The 16529-nt window shown below is 55.7% G+C and carries 13 protein-coding genes and 1 other annotated feature; of the genes, 12 read left to right on the forward strand and 1 reads right to left on the reverse strand.

The genetic code is table 11. The annotated features are described in order from the left end of the window. Positions 1-31: 31 nt before the first annotated feature. The 3 genes from DWY76_RS05500 to DWY76_RS05510 all read left to right on the forward strand — a co-directional run bounded on the left by DWY76_RS05500 (position 32) and on the right by DWY76_RS05510 (position 1932). The gene (locus tag DWY76_RS05500; RefSeq protein ID WP_120080268.1) at positions 32-811 is read left to right on the forward strand and encodes an alpha/beta hydrolase; all 780 of its coding nucleotides are present in this window, start codon (positions 32-34) and stop codon (positions 809-811) included. Between the two features lie 114 nt (positions 812-925). Then, positions 926-1366: a hypothetical protein gene (locus tag DWY76_RS05505; RefSeq protein ID WP_097775383.1), complete on the forward strand. Its 441-nt coding sequence runs from the start codon at positions 926-928 to the stop codon at positions 1364-1366. Between the two features lie 35 nt (positions 1367-1401). Then, the gene (locus DWY76_RS05510; protein WP_097777640.1) at positions 1402-1932 is read left to right on the forward strand and encodes an HD domain-containing protein; all 531 of its coding nucleotides are present in this window, start codon (positions 1402-1404) and stop codon (positions 1930-1932) included. Positions 1933-2011: 79 nt separating this feature from the next. On the opposite strand, the gene DWY76_RS05515 is transcribed toward DWY76_RS05510, so the two are convergent. Beyond that, on the reverse strand, positions 2012-2530 hold the full coding sequence (locus DWY76_RS05515; protein WP_005945939.1) for a GNAT family N-acetyltransferase: 519 nt from the start codon (positions 2528-2530) through the stop codon (positions 2012-2014). 205 nt (positions 2531-2735) lie between these two features. On the opposite strand from DWY76_RS05515, the gene DWY76_RS05520 reads away from it, so the two are divergent. The 9 genes from DWY76_RS05520 to pheT all read left to right on the forward strand — a co-directional run bounded on the left by DWY76_RS05520 (position 2736) and on the right by pheT (position 16043). Next, positions 2736-3803 (forward strand): alpha/beta hydrolase, encoded by a 1068-nt coding sequence (locus tag DWY76_RS05520; protein WP_243111944.1) that lies wholly within the window; start codon positions 2736-2738, stop codon positions 3801-3803. A 45-nt stretch (positions 3804-3848) separates the two neighbouring features. Further along, positions 3849-4892, forward strand: a complete 1044-nt coding sequence (locus tag DWY76_RS05525) for an alpha/beta hydrolase (RefSeq protein WP_120080298.1) — start codon at positions 3849-3851, stop codon at positions 4890-4892. Between the two features lie 15 nt (positions 4893-4907). Further along, a complete protein-coding gene (locus DWY76_RS05530; protein ID WP_243111946.1) occupies positions 4908-5978 on the forward strand; it encodes an alpha/beta hydrolase in 1071 nt (356 codons plus the stop codon). 62 nt (positions 5979-6040) lie between these two features. Next, entirely contained in the window at positions 6041-7378 is a 1338-nt protein-coding gene (gene rmuC, locus DWY76_RS05535) for a DNA recombination protein RmuC (RefSeq protein WP_120080270.1), read from the forward strand. Positions 7379-7507: 129 nt separating this feature from the next. Then, a complete protein-coding gene (locus DWY76_RS05540; RefSeq protein ID WP_120080272.1) occupies positions 7508-8689 on the forward strand; it encodes an MBL fold metallo-hydrolase in 1182 nt (393 codons plus the stop codon). 118 nt (positions 8690-8807) lie between these two features. Continuing rightward, complete coding sequence (locus tag DWY76_RS05545; RefSeq protein ID WP_120080274.1) at positions 8808-10433, forward strand: glucosyltransferase domain-containing protein; 1626 nt, start codon at positions 8808-8810, stop codon at positions 10431-10433. 46 nt (positions 10434-10479) lie between these two features. Beyond that, positions 10480-12150, forward strand: coding sequence for a glucosyltransferase domain-containing protein (locus DWY76_RS05550; RefSeq protein ID WP_242959274.1), 1671 nt, complete (start codon positions 10480-10482; stop codon positions 12148-12150). Between the two features lie 122 nt (positions 12151-12272). Beyond that, positions 12273-12511: a binding site (T-box leader), on the forward strand. A 79-nt stretch (positions 12512-12590) separates the two neighbouring features. After that, positions 12591-13613 carry a phenylalanine--tRNA ligase subunit alpha gene (gene pheS, locus DWY76_RS05555; protein WP_005945958.1) on the forward strand — a complete coding sequence of 341 codons (1023 nt, stop codon included), beginning with the start codon at positions 12591-12593 and terminating at the stop codon, positions 13611-13613. An 18-nt stretch (positions 13614-13631) separates the two neighbouring features. Beyond that, complete coding sequence (pheT, locus tag DWY76_RS05560; RefSeq protein ID WP_120080276.1) at positions 13632-16043, forward strand: phenylalanine--tRNA ligase subunit beta; 2412 nt, start codon at positions 13632-13634, stop codon at positions 16041-16043. The last annotated feature ends 486 nt before the right edge of the window (positions 16044-16529 follow it).

A 16529-nucleotide genomic window follows, 5' to 3' on the forward strand; every position in this document is an offset into this window, starting at 1 on the left:
CGCAAAGGATGCTGTAAAAGGAGGAAATATCATGCAGCTGAAACAGCTGGAACTGGCCGGCGGTGGGACGCTGACCGTTTATCTGCGTGATTGCTGTGAGCGGATGCCGAATGTGTTTGACCGGCCATTGGTGCTGGTGGTGCCCGGCGGCGGCTATACCCATGTGAGTGCCCGTGAGGGCGACCCGGTGGCGCTGCAGTTTGCGGCGGCGGGGTACCACACCGCTGTGCTGGACTACGCCATCTGCGAAAAGGCAAAGGACTACATGCCGCTGCGCCAGCTGGCCGAGGCTATCGGTCTTGTGCGGCAGCACGCGGCCCAGTGGCATATCCTGCCGGAAAAAATTGCCGTGTGCGGCTTTTCAGCGGGCGGCCACCTGGCCCTTTCCGGTGCTGTGCTGGACATTCCCGGCGAAGCGGCCCAGCCCCGGCCCAATGCGGTCATTCTGGGCTATCCGGTGGTCACGGCAGGGCAGTATGCCCACCGCGGCAGCTTTGTGCAGCTGGCGGGCAGCGCCGACCCGGCGGCACAGCAGGTGTTCGGGCTGGAGGATAAGATCACGCCGCAGATGCCGCCGGTGTTCGTATGGACCACCATGGAGGATGCCACCGTTCCGGTGGAGAACACCCTGATGCTGGTGAACGCTCTGCACCGGGCGGGTGTGCCATGCGAGGCGCATCTGTTTGAAAAGGGGGTGCACGGTACCAGCATCAGCACAGCAGAGGTGGACCAGCCCAGCCGCCACCGGCATCACTGGGTGGAACTGGCAGTGGAATGGCTGGGAGACACTTTTGCCTTTTCCGTCTGTTAAGTCTGGATATATTTGAACGAACCTACAAAAAATTCACAATTAAACTGTTGACTTGCATAAGCCTTTGACGTATACTGGTCAGCAGGGACAAACTAAAGGAAGAAGGAAATACCTATGGTTATGGACCCGACCCTGCCGCGCATCTCTGTGCGCGACCTGATGATGCAGGCTTTTCTCACTGGATGGGAGCTTTCGGACAAGACAGTTTCGCAGGACGAATACCTGCAAAGCTCCATTCAGGTGATCGAAATGCTGCAGGTGGAACCGGAAAACCTTTATGCCGAAGAAGGCCTTGGCCTGCCGGACGGCGAAGAAGTGGATCATCTGGACGACTGGCTGCGTGCCGACGGCCAGTGGCTGTACTACGGTGTAGAGGAAGAAAATTTCTTCCTGATCCAGTGGTACCCGGACGAAGCCGCCGCAAAGGCAAAACTGGCCCAGCTGGAAGAACTGGGCGACGGCAAGCAGTATCTGGTAGATCTTTCTCTCAAGCGGGAGAACCCTTCCAGTGCAGAGAACTTCGGCAATTCCAATCCGGTCCAGCTCCGCTCCTGAAAACATCACCTTAAAGCGAAAGGAAATTTTGCAGCATGCAGCTTTCTGAGATCGAGCGCGAACAGCTTTATGCCATCGTTGAAAAATACGATCATCACCCGGATGTGCAGCGGATGCGGGAGTACATCCAGCACGGTTCTGTCACCACCTACCAGCATTGCAAGAATGTGGCGCTGGTGAGCTTCTGGCTCAACCGCCGTCTGCATCTGCACGCTGACGAGACCTCGCTGGCAGTGGGTGCCCTGCTGCATGATTTTTATCTGTACGACTGGCACACCACCGGTACCTTTCACGGCCTGCGCCGCCTGTTTGAGATGCACGGCTTCTCCCATCCGGGTTATGCCTGCGTCAATGCAAAGCGGGTGTTCAGCATTACCACAAAGGAACAGAGCATCATTGCAAGCCACATGTGGCCGCTGACCTTCCGTCATGTGCCCACCTGCCGCGAAGCCGTCATCGTCTGTCTGGCCGATAAGTACTGCGCCGTGGTGGAAAGCATGTTCCAGCGTTCCCGCGCCGGTGCCGTGGTGGACGGCAGCGTGGACATCGACGGCGAAGAGTGGTAAGCTTGTTTTTACCTTTATCATTTTATCAATGGACAAAAAAGAACTCCGCACCTCACAGGGTGTGGAGTTCTTTTGCATCTTACAGCTTTTTATAGCCTTCCGGTTCATTGGCGGCAGCGCGGTATTCCATTAAGAATGTGTCCAGCCAGCGGCCGTGACAGTCGCGGGCAATGCGTTCCCGGCGGCCCACTAAGCGAAAGCCGCATTTTGTGTGCAGGGCGCGGCTGGCAGCGTTGTCCTGCAGCACGGTGGACTGCAGTGTCCAGTAGCCGGCCTTTTCTGCCTGATGGCACAGCTCGGTCAGCAGATGATAGCCAAGGCCATGGCCCCGGAACTGCTCACCCACGTAAATACTCACCTCGGCAACGCCGCGGTAGCACCAGCGCGGGTCCACCCGGCGCAACGCCGTCCACCCGGCGATCACGCCGTCGGCCAGCAGTACCAGTCGGCATTCTTTTGCGTGGGAAGCATCCCACGCAGAATACGGCGGACAGGTGGTCTGAAAAGTGGCATGTTCTGTAGCAATGCCCTCCAAATAAATTCTGGAAACAGCGCTCCAGTCTTCCGGCTCCATGGGCCGGATCTCGATTTTACTCATATTTCGATCCCGGCGGAAAGTGCATAGCTTTCCGCGCCCTCAACTCTCAAAAATATCCGGCTCCAGTATAGCAGAATTTGCGGTGCGGTACAAGCGCCGTACTGCACAGAAATTTCTTTGACAAGCGGAAGGTTTGTGATACAATAAATCATAACAAAGAAAAGCACGGCAGGATACGCCGCTGCAGAATGGAGGATGTCCCAAAATGAAGTGGATCAGAACGATGGTGTGTGCGCTGGGAATGCTGGCGTGCGTATCGCTTTCGGCATTTGCTGCAGAGTACGGCGAGCCGAACATCACAACAGAGACGACCATGAAAGAGCTGCGGGAGAACCCCAGCATCAAAGGCTCCGGCTACTATACCTACTGCAACGAATGGATCGAAGGCAGCACGCAGTACGATGATACGCCCATTGAGGGCTATGTAAGCTACGCGGCTGCCGAGGATGCCGCCGAAGGCATGAACCTTGTGATCGAAAACTACAACAGGGGCGTACAGATCACATGGCAGGTGTATACCCCGGAAGAAATTGCGGAAAATTCTTCTCTGGGCATGGTGCAGCTGTATTATTTCCCGGCTAAAACAGCCAACGCAAAGTACGCCATCGTGGTGCCCGGCAACGGCGGCAACACCACCGCAGAGCTGAACGAGGGCGCATCCATTGCCAACCAGCTGCACGAGCTGGGCTATGCGGCTTTTGTGCTGCGGTACCGCTCTTTCCTGAATGCATCCGACAATGCGCCACTGTACGATATTGCCAATGCCGTAAAGTACCTGACCGAAAATGCAGATCAGTTTGGCGTTCAGCGCGAAAACTATGCGCTGATGGGCTTTTCTTCCGGCGGACACATCGTGGGCCTGATCGGCTCGGACAACGAAAAGTTCGGCTATAAGGCATTTGGCCTCCCACAGCCTGCAGCGCTGCTGCTGGGTTACCCCATCAACGATTTCTTTGAGGTGAAGCCGCTATATCAGCTGGCCATTGACCCGCTGGTGCTTGGCTGGCGTTACTACTGGACCGATATTTCGGATGTGGTGAACGAAAACTTTACCCCTACCTATTTCTTCTACGGCAAAAATGATCTTTATATGCAGCGCATGTGCTACTCCCAGCAGGGGCCGCTGCTGGAGCGCAAGCTCCGGGAGAGCGGGGCTGTTTATGAGTGCCATGTGTACGAGAACGCACCCCATGCTATTGGCCCGGGCCATCACACCGATGCGGACGGCTGGATCCGGCAGGCAACGGCATTCTGGGAAAAACAGTGCAAATAAAGAGATAAACGGGGGATTGCTGTGAGAAAACGATTGCGCACGGTGATGTTTGGTATTGGCCTGATGATCCTGCTGGCACAGCCGGCGTTTGCGGAGAAGCTTGGTCAGGCCAACATCACACCGGACATGACGATGCAGGAGATCCGCAGCGACCCTGTGATGCAGCAGAGCGGGCTGTTTTTGTATGGCTCCTTCGGCGAGGGGACCCAATGGACCCGCAGCCGACTGGAAAACCAGACCCTGCAGGAATACGCATGGGGGCAGACGGTGCCGGAAACAACGGCGGCGCTGAACCTTGCGGCACAGAATGTGAAGGACGGAGTTCAGGTGACGTGGCAGGTCTACAGCCCGGAGGAGACCGAGGTGGATCCTTCGCTCGGATGTGTACAGCTGTTTTATTTTCCGGGAAGCGATCCCGATGGCAAATATGCGATCGTGATGGGCGGCAATGCGCTGACCATCAACGGCACATTTGGCGAGGGCCTGCCGACAGCGTGGGAACTGCATGAAAAAGGCTATACCGTGTTTGTTCTGCGCTACCGCGCATGGACCGACCTTGGCGACAATGCACCGCTGCAGGATCTTGGCAATGCGGTGAACTTTATTACCGCCCATGCGGAACAGCTCCGGGTGCAGCCGGAGGATTACGCGATCGTTGCCTACTCGTCCGGCGCGCAGGTCGCGGGCATATTTGCCAGCCAGAAGCGCGGCTACGGAGCCTTTGGTGCCCAGAAGCCGGGCGCACTGATTCTGGGGTACCCGATCGTTGATTTCTCTATTATAAAGCCGGTGTATCACATCGTATATGATCCGACCGCATGCGGATGGCGCTATTACTGGACCGACCTGAATCAGGCAGTGGATGACGATTACCCGCCGATTTATTTCTGGCGGGGCGACAATGACACGATCCTCGGGCCAGACACAAGCTTTTACGAAGCGTTTGAACAGGCTCTGCAGAAACACGGTGTGGCGTACCAGAGAACGGCCTTTGCGGATGCACCCCATGCGGTCTCGATTGGCCGCGGCACGGCTGCGGATGGCTGGCTGAATGAAGCAGCTGCCTTCTGGGAGGAACAGGTCGGCTGAAAAGGAGATGTTGAGTTGAAACACAGGATATGCACCGCAGCAGCCTGTATCTGTCTTCTGCTGATGATGGCGCTGCCCGCATTTGCAGCAGAGTATGGCGAGCCGGATATCACGCCGCAGACCACCATGGGCGAGATCCGCTCGAACCCCAGCATCCTTGGCGCAGGCGTTTGGACCTATTCCAAGGAGCAGAACCTGCCCGGCACCGAGGACTGGTGCAATGACCAGACGCTGGAAAAATATGTGAGCAGCCATGTGGCACAGGATTGTGCCGATGGTCTGAACCTGCTCATCCGCAATTACAATGCGGGCGTGCAGATCACCTATAAGCTCTACTCGGAGCAGGAGATCGCCGAGGACAGCTCCCGCAACAATGTGGAGTTCTATTACTACCCGGCCAGCACGCCGGATGCAAAGTATGCGCTGGTGCTCTCCGGCAACATCTTCAACCGCACGGCGGAGTTAAAGGAGTGCATCTCCACAGCTTACCAGCTGCACCAGAAAGGCTATGCGGTGTTCGTGATGCGCTACCGCGCCTACCCGGACAACGACAACAACGGACCCATAGAGGACATTGCACGGGCGGTGAAGTACATCATCGGCCACGCACAGCAGTTCGGCGTGCAGACGGAAAGCTACGCCCTGATCGGCTATTCTTCCGGCGGACATCTGGCGGGCCTGTTTGCATCGGACGCTCTGGGCTATAAAAACTATGGCCTGCCCAAGCCCGGCGCAGTGATCCTGGCGTATCCCATCGTGCAGTTTTCCGAGATCACACCGATCTACCGTGTGGGCATCGACCCCTTTGTGTGCGGCCGGTTCTACTATGAATACAGCCTTGCCGACCTGATCACAGAGGACTATCCGCCGGTGTACTTCTGGTATGGCAGGGATGACCTGACCTTGAACCTGCTGTGTTGGCCGCTGCAGGGGCCGGCCCTCAGCAAGGCACTGGCCGCGCATGGCGTACCTTACAAAGAAGTGGTATATGACCACGCAGCCCATGGCATCGGCCTTGGCCGCGGCACGGCTGCAGATGGCTGGCTGGACGAAGCCGCTGCCTTCTGGGAAGAACAGACAAAATAATATAAAGTACGCAGATCCGGGCTGTGCAGCTGCAAAGCCCGGATTTTGCAATAGGAGACATTATGGAATTTTTAGCGTTTCTTTACACGGTGCTTCTGGTGGCCATCTGCCTGATGATGGCCCTGCTGCTGTACCGCTCGGCAAAGCCTGCCGCAAACCGGGACGATGCAGAACGGAAGGAATGGCTGCGTCAGCAGCTGGAAGCGCAGAACCGCCAGATGGACGCAAAGCTGGCAGAGATGGCGCAGCAGAACCTTGCCGCTATGGGCCACATCAGTGAAACGCTGCAGGCTTCGGTGCAGAGCATGAGCACCGCCCTTGCCGCAGGGCAGGGCACCCAGCAGCAGACCATGGAGCAGCGCCTGCAGGGGCTGGAAGCCTCCAACGCCCGCAAGCTGGAAGAGATGCGCCGCACCCTTGCCGAGGGCATGACTGCCCTGCAGGCCCAGAACGCCCAGAAGCTGGACGAGATCCGCCATACGGTGGACGAACAGCTGCAGGATGCGTTGCAGAAGCGGGTGACCGAAAGCTTCAAGGCGGTGAACGACCAGCTGGAACAGGTGTACAAGGGTCTTGGCGAAATGCAGAACCTTGCCGCTGATGTGGGCGGGCTGAAACAGGTGCTTTCCGGTGTGAAGACCCGCGGTATTCTGGGTGAGATCCAGCTGGGAGCCATTCTGGAAGAGATCCTTGCCCCGGAACAGTACGACACCAACGTGGCCACTATTCCGGGCAGCACCCAGCGGGTGGAGTACGCCATCCGGATGCCCGGCGCGGACGGCGGCACGGTGTGGCTGCCCATCGACTCCAAGTTCCCCGGCGACACCTATGCCCATTTACAGGATGCGCAGGCATCCGGCGACGCGCAGGCCGTGGAGAACGCCCGCCACGCACTGGAACTGGTGCTGCGGGCCGAGGCCAAGGACATCCGGGAAAAATATGTGGAGCCGCCCTACACCACGGCCTTCGGTATCCTGTTCCTGCCCTTCGAGGGTTTGTATGCCGAGGTGGTGAACGCGGGCCTGCTGGAAGTGCTGCAGCGGGACTATCAGGTGAACATTGCAGGCCCCAGCACCATGGCAGCGCTGCTCAACAGCCTGCAGATGGGCTTCAAGACCCTTGCCATCCAGAGGCGCTCCGGTGAGGTATGGCAGCTGCTGGGTGCGGTGAAGACCGAATTTGACAAGTTCGGGCAGGGGCTTTCCAAGATGCAGCAGCGCCTGCGCCAGACCGACGAAGAGCTGGATAATCTCATTGGCGTGCGCAGCCGTGCCATCAGCCGCAAGCTGCGCGCGGTGCAGACCATGGACGAAAGCGCTGCTGCCGCTCTGCTGGAACTGGATGCTGAGCCGGGCAGGCCGGTAACGGCAAAGCTGCCGGAGAATGGGGAAGAGCTCTGATGTGCAGAATATTCCCACGTTATCCCTTGCGATTTTTCTGACGATGTGGTATGATAGGAACTGTTCTCAGAAACAATCGCCGCAGAAACGCGGCACTGCATAAAAATATAAATAAGGAGACCGAGCATTATGAGCGTAAACAAGATCAGTGAAGCCATTTTGGGCGTTGGCGTGGATGATACCACCATCGACCTGTTCGAGAGCCAGTATCCGGTGCCCACCGGCGTGAGCTATAATTCCTATGTCATTCTGGACGAAAAGACCGCCGTTCTGGATACGGTGGATGCCCGCGCTACCGAGCCGTGGCTGGAAAACCTGACCGAAGCTCTGGCAGGCCGTAAGCCGGATTATCTGGTGGTCTCCCACATGGAGCCGGACCACGGTGCCAACATTGCAAAGCTGGCGGCACTCTACCCTGAGATGCAGGTGGTGGGCAACGCCAAGACCTTTTTGTATATGGAACAGTTCTTTGGCGCTGATGCCATTGCCAAGGAGCGCCGTGTAGTGGTGAAGGACGGCGAGAGCCTGAGCCTTGGCACCCACACCCTGACCTTTGTGTTTGCCCCCATGGTGCACTGGCCGGAGGTCATGGTCAGCTATGAATCCACCGAAAAGGTGCTGTTCTCCGCGGATGGCTTCGGTCGCTTTGGCGCTGTGGCAAAGTTTGACGAAAAGGCCGACTGGGCCAGCGAAGCCCGCCGCTACTACCTGAACATCGTGGGGAAATACGGCCCGCAGGTGCAGGCGCTGCTGAAAAAGGCCGCGGCTCTGGACATCCAGACCATTTGCCCGCTGCACGGCCCGGTGCTGACCGGAGATCTGGGCAAGTACCTGAACTACTACGACATCTGGTCCAGCTACAAGCCCGAGGAGCCGGAAAAGATCCTTGTGGCAAGTGCTTCCATCCACGGCCACACCCGTGCAGCAGCCCACCTCATGGCAGAAAAGCTGCGTGCAAAGGGCGCAAAGGTAGTGGAGATGGACCTGACCCGCACGGATGTGTCCTATGCCGTCACCGAAGCCTTCCGCTGCGGAAAGATCGTGCTGGCCTGCGCCACCTACGACGGCTTCCTCTTCCCGCCGATGGAAAATCTGCTGACCCACCTCAAGACCAAGAACTTCCAGAACCGCACGGTCGGTCTGATGGAGAATGGCACATGGGCACCCATGGCCGCAAAGCTCATGCGCGCCGAGCTGGAAAGCATGAAGAACATCGCCGTGTGTGATACTGTGGTCACCATCCGCAGTGCTGCCAATGCTGCTGCCGAAGCGCAGATGGATGCACTGGCTGCAGAAATCGTGGCAAAATAAAGCACTCTGGAAAAAACGCAAGATCCTCTGCCGACTGCCCGGCAGGGGATTTTTTTATTGAACCATGTGGAAGAGTTTGATATACTGAAAAGCAGAAGTTTATGGATGGAGGAATATCATGTCTGTAGAAATAAAAGCGGATATCAGACACTGGCTGCGGGAGTTGGATAAGAAATATTTCTTTGTGATGCTGGGCTTTGCGGTGATGGTCTATTTTCCGCTGATCAGCTTGAAGCTGACGAACACAGTGGATGGTCTGTGGACAACGGCTGAGTACATGGCGGGAGCATGGGAGCTTTCCAATGGGCGATGGTTCTGGCTGGTGACCAGTTTTCTGCGTTTCAGTCTGCAGCTAGAACCCATCAATGCGGTGGTATGCTTGGTGCTGGTTTCTCTTGGAGTCACCAGGCTTCATATGCTCTTCAAACCGGCATGGATGAGAACATCCTGCATTGACTGGCTCGCAGGTTTATGCTATGTTTCCAATGTTGTGGTCGGGTGCTATCTTTCGTTTCACTTCATTGCACCGGAGTACGGATTTTCGTTTTTCTTTGCAATGCTGGCTACAGAGCACGTGATCCGGGGAAAATCAGCCGTAAGCAGCATTGTGCCGGCAGCGGTGCTTTTGGCACTGAGCCTTGGCCTGTACCAGACGAACCTTGCCTGTTTCTGTCTGGTGCTGCTGGCCTATTTTCTCCTACTACTTTTCCAGAATGGAGAAAAACAAAAGATTCGGGAATATATTTGCAAAAGCCTGGCAAGTGCTGCATCCGGCGCAGTGCTGTATCTGCTGATCTTAAAGATTACACTGTGGGCGACGGGAACGGCGATGGCCGATTACCAGGGTGGTGCAGATATTTCAGTGTCTGGAATTCTGAAAAATCTTCCTTCCAGCGTTGAAAAGTGCTATGAGCTTTTTTATCGGTATTTCTTTGGTACCCTTGTAAAACACAATATGCTGCAGGAAACTGCAGTTGTATTTGCTTTGATTTTTTGTGTGGTGGGTGCCGCGCTTGCGTGCAGACTGGTTCGGCTCATACGCCGGAAAGATTGGGAAAACACTTTCTATGGCACAGCAGCGCTGCTGGTGCTGCCCATGATGTGCACGGTATTTATGGTGGCAACCTCGCAGGCGTTGTTTTATATTCCCATGTCCGGAGGTCTGGCCTTGTTCCTGCCGGTCTGTTTCTGGCTATTGGACAGCAGCCGGGAGGGAAAAACAGCCTGTGATGCGTTCCGCAAATGCTGGAATAAAGCAGAAAAAGCACTGATCCTGCTTACGGCGGCTGCTGTCGTTTACGGGAGCGTCTTCATGTCGGCTATCGATCAGCAGGCGATGTATGAGGGACGCAAGGCAACAAAACAAATCGCGGACCTTGTGGCCGGTGAGCTGGTGGCAGAGGGCTATTATGATTTGCCGGAAAAACTGCCAGTGATGCTGGTAGGCCGCCCCAGTGCAAGCCCACTGTTCCGGACACATGTTATCTACTGGGATGCAAACGACTACGCACAGGTGGGCCTTTTCGAAAAAGAAAATGCCGCCACAATGCGCTACTCATGGAATGCGGTGTTTCGTGACCTCACACCGATGCAGCTGGAGCTGTGCAGTGATGAGGTATATGACGAACTGATCCGGACAGAAGAAATCAAACGAATGCCGACATTCCCTGAGAAAGGCTCCATGCAGGAAATGGACGGCGTATATGTGATCAAAATTTCAGAGGATTATCTGATCGATGAATAACAAATGAGCCTGAGAACATAAAACGGGACAGATGGAGAAAATAACGATGAAAGAAAAAATCGATGTACAGAAACCGGACGACCTTGGGCTGGATATATCGGATCTAAGATATTTTCTGGTGATGCTGCTGTTTTCGGCGGTAGTGTTTTTCCTGCTGATCAGCCAGCGGCTGACCAATACATTTGACGGATTGTGGAACAATACATGGTTCTTCGGCGGCTATTGGCAGGTAGTCACGGGCCGATGGCTCTGGCCGGTGATCGATGCGCTGCGGTTTGGCATCCAGACGGAACCTTTCAATTCATTGCTGACGCTTTCCATGTCGGCGCTGGCTGTTACCCTGCTTCGGAAGTTTTTTACAGAGAAGGATTCTGTCGTGACCTATCTGGCGGGTATGGCTGTTCTGGCCAGCACGGTCACTGGAATACAGCTGTCATATCGGTTTCAGTCGCCGGTGTTTGGCTGCTCATTTTTGTTTTCCGTTCTAGCGGCAGAGCGTGTGGTTCGTGCCGCAGATTTTAGAAAAGCGGTCGTACAGGGAGCACTGCTTCTGGTCATGAGCCTTGCGTGCTATCAGACGAGCCTTGATAACTTTTGTCTGCTCCTGCTGACATATCTTCTACTGCTTCTGTTCCGCAATGTGGACAGAGAAAAGGTTCATGCCCACATTGGAAGAAGTCTTTGCAGCGCAGCTGCAGGAATGGTTTTGTATTTCTTGCTCACAAAGCTGATCGTATGGGCATGTGGATGGCAGATGGCAAGTTATAATGGAGGAGCGGATGTTTCGGTACTTTCTATACTGAAAAATCTGCCCAATGCCATTGCAGAGACCTACCAACTGTTTGGAGCTTACTTTTTTCAGAATTACTATCGGCATAACATTCTGCAGCCGGTGGGCTTTTTCGTTTTGGTATTTCTGGCGCTGAGCATCGGACTGCTGAACCGCTTCAGAAAAATGCTTCACCGGAAAAATTGGGAATATATCCTTCTGGGAGTGGCAGCGCTGATCGTTTTGCCCATCATGTGCAATGCCATCATGCTGATCACAAGCGAGGCGGTCTGGCTTTTGCAGATGGGCGAAGGATTGAATCTGTTCGTGCCGGTATGTCTGCTGCTGCTTGAAGGGACGCGCACAAATCAGCCTATGGTAAAAAAGTATGTACGTGCTGCCCGGACAGGGGCTGTAGTACTTGCGGTTTTGGTCGTCTATGGCAATGTCTGCTCTGCCGTGATCGATCAGGAAGCTATGTATGAGGGAAGAAAAACACTCAAGAGCATGTCGGATCACATTGCGGACGACCTGATGAGCAGCGGATATTTTGACGATAACGAGCAGCTGCCGGTACTGTTTGTGGGCAGACCCAGCTCGAACTCCAGTTTTATGAAGAGGGAGTATTACCTCTATGCAAATCCGTATGCGCAGATGGGCCGCTTCTGGCTGAACGATTACTCGGCCAGAGCGTCTTGGAAAGCGGTTTTCAGGGATATTACTCCGGCAAAACTCAAGCATTGCTCGGTGGAACAGTATGGGGAACTGTACAGCAGAACAGAGCTGGAACAGATGCCAGTCTATCCGCAGGAAGGATATATCCAGCAGATCGACGGTGTGGTCGTGGTAAAAATTTCAGATGATTACAAAGTTGATAAAGAGTTTGCGCCACTAATCGACCTGGGAGAATTGTTTCAGCTCATAATGGATGACATAAACGATTCATAATGGCTGCGGCTTTGTGAAAAAACATCCACCGAACGCGATTTTTGCGGAAAGTAACTGCACAGCCCTTGCAAACTGTCCCGAAATGTGGTAACATAGCTCTTGGTTATAAAACCTGAATACTCCCAAACGCAGCGACGGAGAGAGTAGGTCTGTACCGCACGGCAAAGAGAGAAGCTTCACCGGCTGAGAGGGCTTCCGTGTGCGGGCTGGCTGAAGTTCGCTCCTGAGCGGTCTGTGCGAAACAGCAGTAGTACAGAACGGCCACGCCCCGTTACGGCGTTCTGAGAGCCGCCCGGCATCTGTGCACGGGTGGAAACCGGGTGGTACCGCGGAGCTAAGAATCAACAGCTTCGTCCCTTTTGCCTGAGAAATCGGGCAGGGGACGGAGCTTTTTTGTTGCACTCCGCTCATCAACACGAAGAATAAAGGAGAGAACATCCATGCAAGCAATGATCGACGAGCTGGCAAAACAGGCCGCTGAAAGCCTTGGTCAGGTGTCCGGCAAGGAAACGCTGGCCTCCTTCTGGCAGGAGTACCTCAGCAAAAACGGCAAGATCCCTGCCCTGATGAAGAACCTGCGCACCGTTGCGCCGGAAGAGCGCCCCGCTATGGGCAAGATCATCAATGAACTCAAGGCAAAGGTGCAGGCAGACTATGATGCTGCTGCAGAACAGGTGAAGCAGGCAGAGCTTGCTGCCCGCAATGCTGCCGAGACGGTGGACATCACCCTGCCCGCCAAGACCCGCTCTGTGGGCGGTCTGCACCCGCTGACCCTGATCACCAACCAGATCATCGACGTGTTCTCCGGCATGGGCTTTTCGGTGGGTACCTTCCCGGAGATCGAGGACGATGACCACAACTTTACCCGCCTGAACGTGCCCAAGGATCACCCGGCACGCGACATGCAGGACACCTTCTACCTGTCGGAGGAGTTCCTGCTGCGTACCCAGACTTCCGGTGGCCAGATCCGCACCATGGACGTTCAGAAGCCGCCCATCAAGATCCTGATGCCCGGCCGTGTGTTCCGCTCCGACTCGGACGCTACCCACAGCCCCATGTTCCACCAGATGGAAGGTCTGGTCGTGGACAAGGGCATCACCCTGGGCGACCTGCAGGGCGCACTGAATACCTTCGTGCAGAAGCTGTTCGGCGCTGACACTCGCACCCGCCTGCGTCCCTCCTACTTCCCGTTCACCGAGCCCAGCGTGGAGGTGGACGTGAGCTGCTTCGAGTGCCACGGCAAGGGCTGCCCGCTGTGCAAGCACACCGGCTGGATCGAGGTGCTGGGCGGCGGTGTCGTCAACCGCAAGGTGCTGGAGAACTGCAATATCGACCCGGACGAGTATTCCGGCTTCGCCTTCGGCATCGGCATCGAGCGTATCGCCATGCTGAAGTATGGCATCAACAACATCGGCCTGATGTTCGAGAACAACCTGCAGTTCCTCAAGCAGTTCCACGAATAAGAGGGGAGAGAAGAGACAATGAAAGTACCTTTCAGCTGGTTAAAAGAATTTGTAGATATCGACGTTACTGCGCAGGAACTGGAGGAAAAGCTCTTCTCCTGCGGCTTTGAGGTCGAAGAGCTGATCCCGCTGGATGCCGGCATCAGCAAGGTGGTCGTCGGCAAGATCGTGGAGATGGAAAAGCAGGAGGGCACCCACCTGACCAAGTGTGTGGTGGACTGCGGCGACTACGGCCACGACATCCGCATCAGCACCGGTGCCACCAATATGAAGCTGGGCGACTGCGTGCCCGCTGCTCTGGATGGCTCCACCCTGCCCGGCGGCATCAAGATCAAGGCCCGCAAGATGCAGGGCGTGGAGTCCAACGGTATGCTGTGCTCCGGCGAAGAGCTGGGCCTGAACGACGACCTGTTCCCGGGCTCTGAGGTCTACGGCCTGCTCATCCTGCCCGAGGATTCTGTCCCCGGCACCGACATTGCCCCCGTGGTGGGTCTGGATGACTATATCTTTGATATCTCCATCACCGCAAACCGTCCGGACTGCCAGTCCGTTCTGGGTATCGCCCGCGAGGTGGCTGCCGTTCTGGGTAAGCCCCTGCACATGCCCGTCATGGACTATAAGGCCGTCTGCGAGCCGGATGCGCCCATCACCGTCAAGGTGGAGGCACCGGACCTGTGCCCCCGCTATATGGCACACTATGTGCGCAACATCCGCATGGGCGAGTCTCCCCGCTGGATGAAGCGCCATCTGGCTCTGTGCGGCCTGCGCTCCATCAGCAATGTGGTGGATATCACCAACCACACCCTGCTGGAAATGGGTCAGCCCATGCACGCCTTTGACCTGAACAAGGTCGCCGGCCGCACCATCGATGTGCGCCGTGCCCATGCGGGCGAAAAGATCGTCACGCTGGATGAGAAGGAGTTCACTCTGAACCCCAACAATCTGGTCATCTGCGATGCCGAAAAGCCGGTGGCACTTGCCGGCATCATGGGCGGCGCAAACTCCGGCATGGATGAGAACACCACCAGCCTGCTGTTTGAGTGCGCCACCTTCGCCCGTGACTGCGTGCGTAAGACCAGCCGCGCATTGGGCCAGAACAGCGACTCTTCTGCCCGCTACGAGAAGGGTGTGGACCGTCACTCTCCTGAACTGGGCCTTGCCCGTGCCCTGCACCTGATCCAGGAGCTGGACTGCGGCGACATCACCACGCTGGAATATGACCTGACCGATGGCCGCCCGATGGAGCGCAAGCACATCGTTACCACTCCGGCTAAGATCTGCGGCGTGCTGGGTATCACCGTGCCGGATCAGACCATGATCGACATTCTGCAGCGTCTGGAGTTCACGGTGGATGTACAGGCCGATGGCAGCTGGGACGTGTCCGCACCCCTGTACCGCGAGGACGTGGAGAGCTTCCCGGATCTGGCCGAGGAGGTCATCCGTGAGTACGGTTACGACCACATTGTGCCCACCTTCCTGAACACTGCCTCCGTTACAAACGGCGGTCTGAACTATGACCAGAAGCAGCAGCTCAAGACCAAGCGTTTGCTGGCTGCACAGGGCTTCTATGAGGCCTCCACGCTGGCCTTCTACTCCAACGCAGAACTGGATATGCTGCACATCCCGGCGGATGATGAAGCCCGCAAGGCCATCCGCATCCTGAACCCCATCAGTGAGAATTTGTCCATCATGCGCACCCTGCTGGCTCCCTCCATGCTGAACGTCATTGTGGACAATCTCAAGAAGGGCAACACAGAAGGCCGTCTGTTCGAGATGGCACCGGTGTATCTTGCCAAGGAACTGCCCATCAATGAGCATCCGCACGAGCGTCAGACCCTGTGCATCGGTGCATTCGGCCCCGAAGAAGATTTCTTCACCGTTAAGGGTGCACTGGAAGCACTGGCAGCCGGCTTTGGCCTGAGCTTTGATTATAAGCGCGAGACAACCCCGTGGCTGCACCCCGGCATCAGCGCCGCTGTTTACTGCGGTGACAAGCGTCTGGGCGTGTTCGGCAAGCTGTCCAACGAGATCAACGGCGAGCTGGAAATTGCAAAGGATCAGAAGGATAGCCAGAATATTTATCTGGGCGAGCTGGACTACGAGGCTCTGATGTCCTGCGTGGACGGTGAGCTGCGCTATCAGCCGCTCAGTCCCTACGCTGCTGTCAAGCGTGATCTGGCATTGGTCTGCGACGAAAAGACCACCTGCGGCGAGATCGAGGAGACCATCAAGAAGGCCAGCCCTCTGGTGGGTGAGATCAAGCTGTTCGATATCTACCGCGGCGCAAATCTCGGCGAGGGCAAGAAGAGCATGGCATTCACCCTGTCTCTGTCCGATCCGAAAAAGGAAGTTTCCGCTGAGGAAGTGGAGCGCGTGGTCAAGAAGATCCTCGGCAACCTGAAGTTCAAGCTGGGCATCGAGATCCGCTAACTCTATTATAGAAGTAATATAAGGCCGTCTGTGCAGGAATGTGCAGGCGGCTTTTTTGCGTAAAAAGAGAACGTTGAATACAAGAAAATGAACGTTTTTCAGCAGCGCAAGAAAAAAGATGAAAAAATCTGTCAAAAAGTGTTGACAAGGAGGCGGGGGTGTGGTATTATACTTGAGCGCCAAGCGCTGAGGCAAAAGAATGACTTCCGAAGCCACAGCAGGAAGCCCTTGAAAAGAACCAATAGACGCTGAAAAGTTCCAGTTTGTTCTGAGAAACTTCTTGGATGTCCAAGTTCAGAAAGTTCAAAAGCTTCTAAAAAATAAGGCTTGACAAAAAGCCACTTCGGTGGTACAATAAACAGGTCGTCAGCCGCAAGGCTGAGGCGCACAGGACCTTGAAAATTGAACAATATCGAAAAACTTGTAAGGAACCTTTAAGTGTTTGGAAAAACACTAAAAACAATTCCAAAAGTAATTCACACAGGA

Origin of the sequence: Faecalibacterium sp. AF27-11BH, from assembly GCF_003603005.1 — a bacterium.
Taxonomy (GTDB): Bacteria; Bacillota; Clostridia; order Oscillospirales; family Ruminococcaceae; genus Faecalibacterium; species Faecalibacterium taiwanense.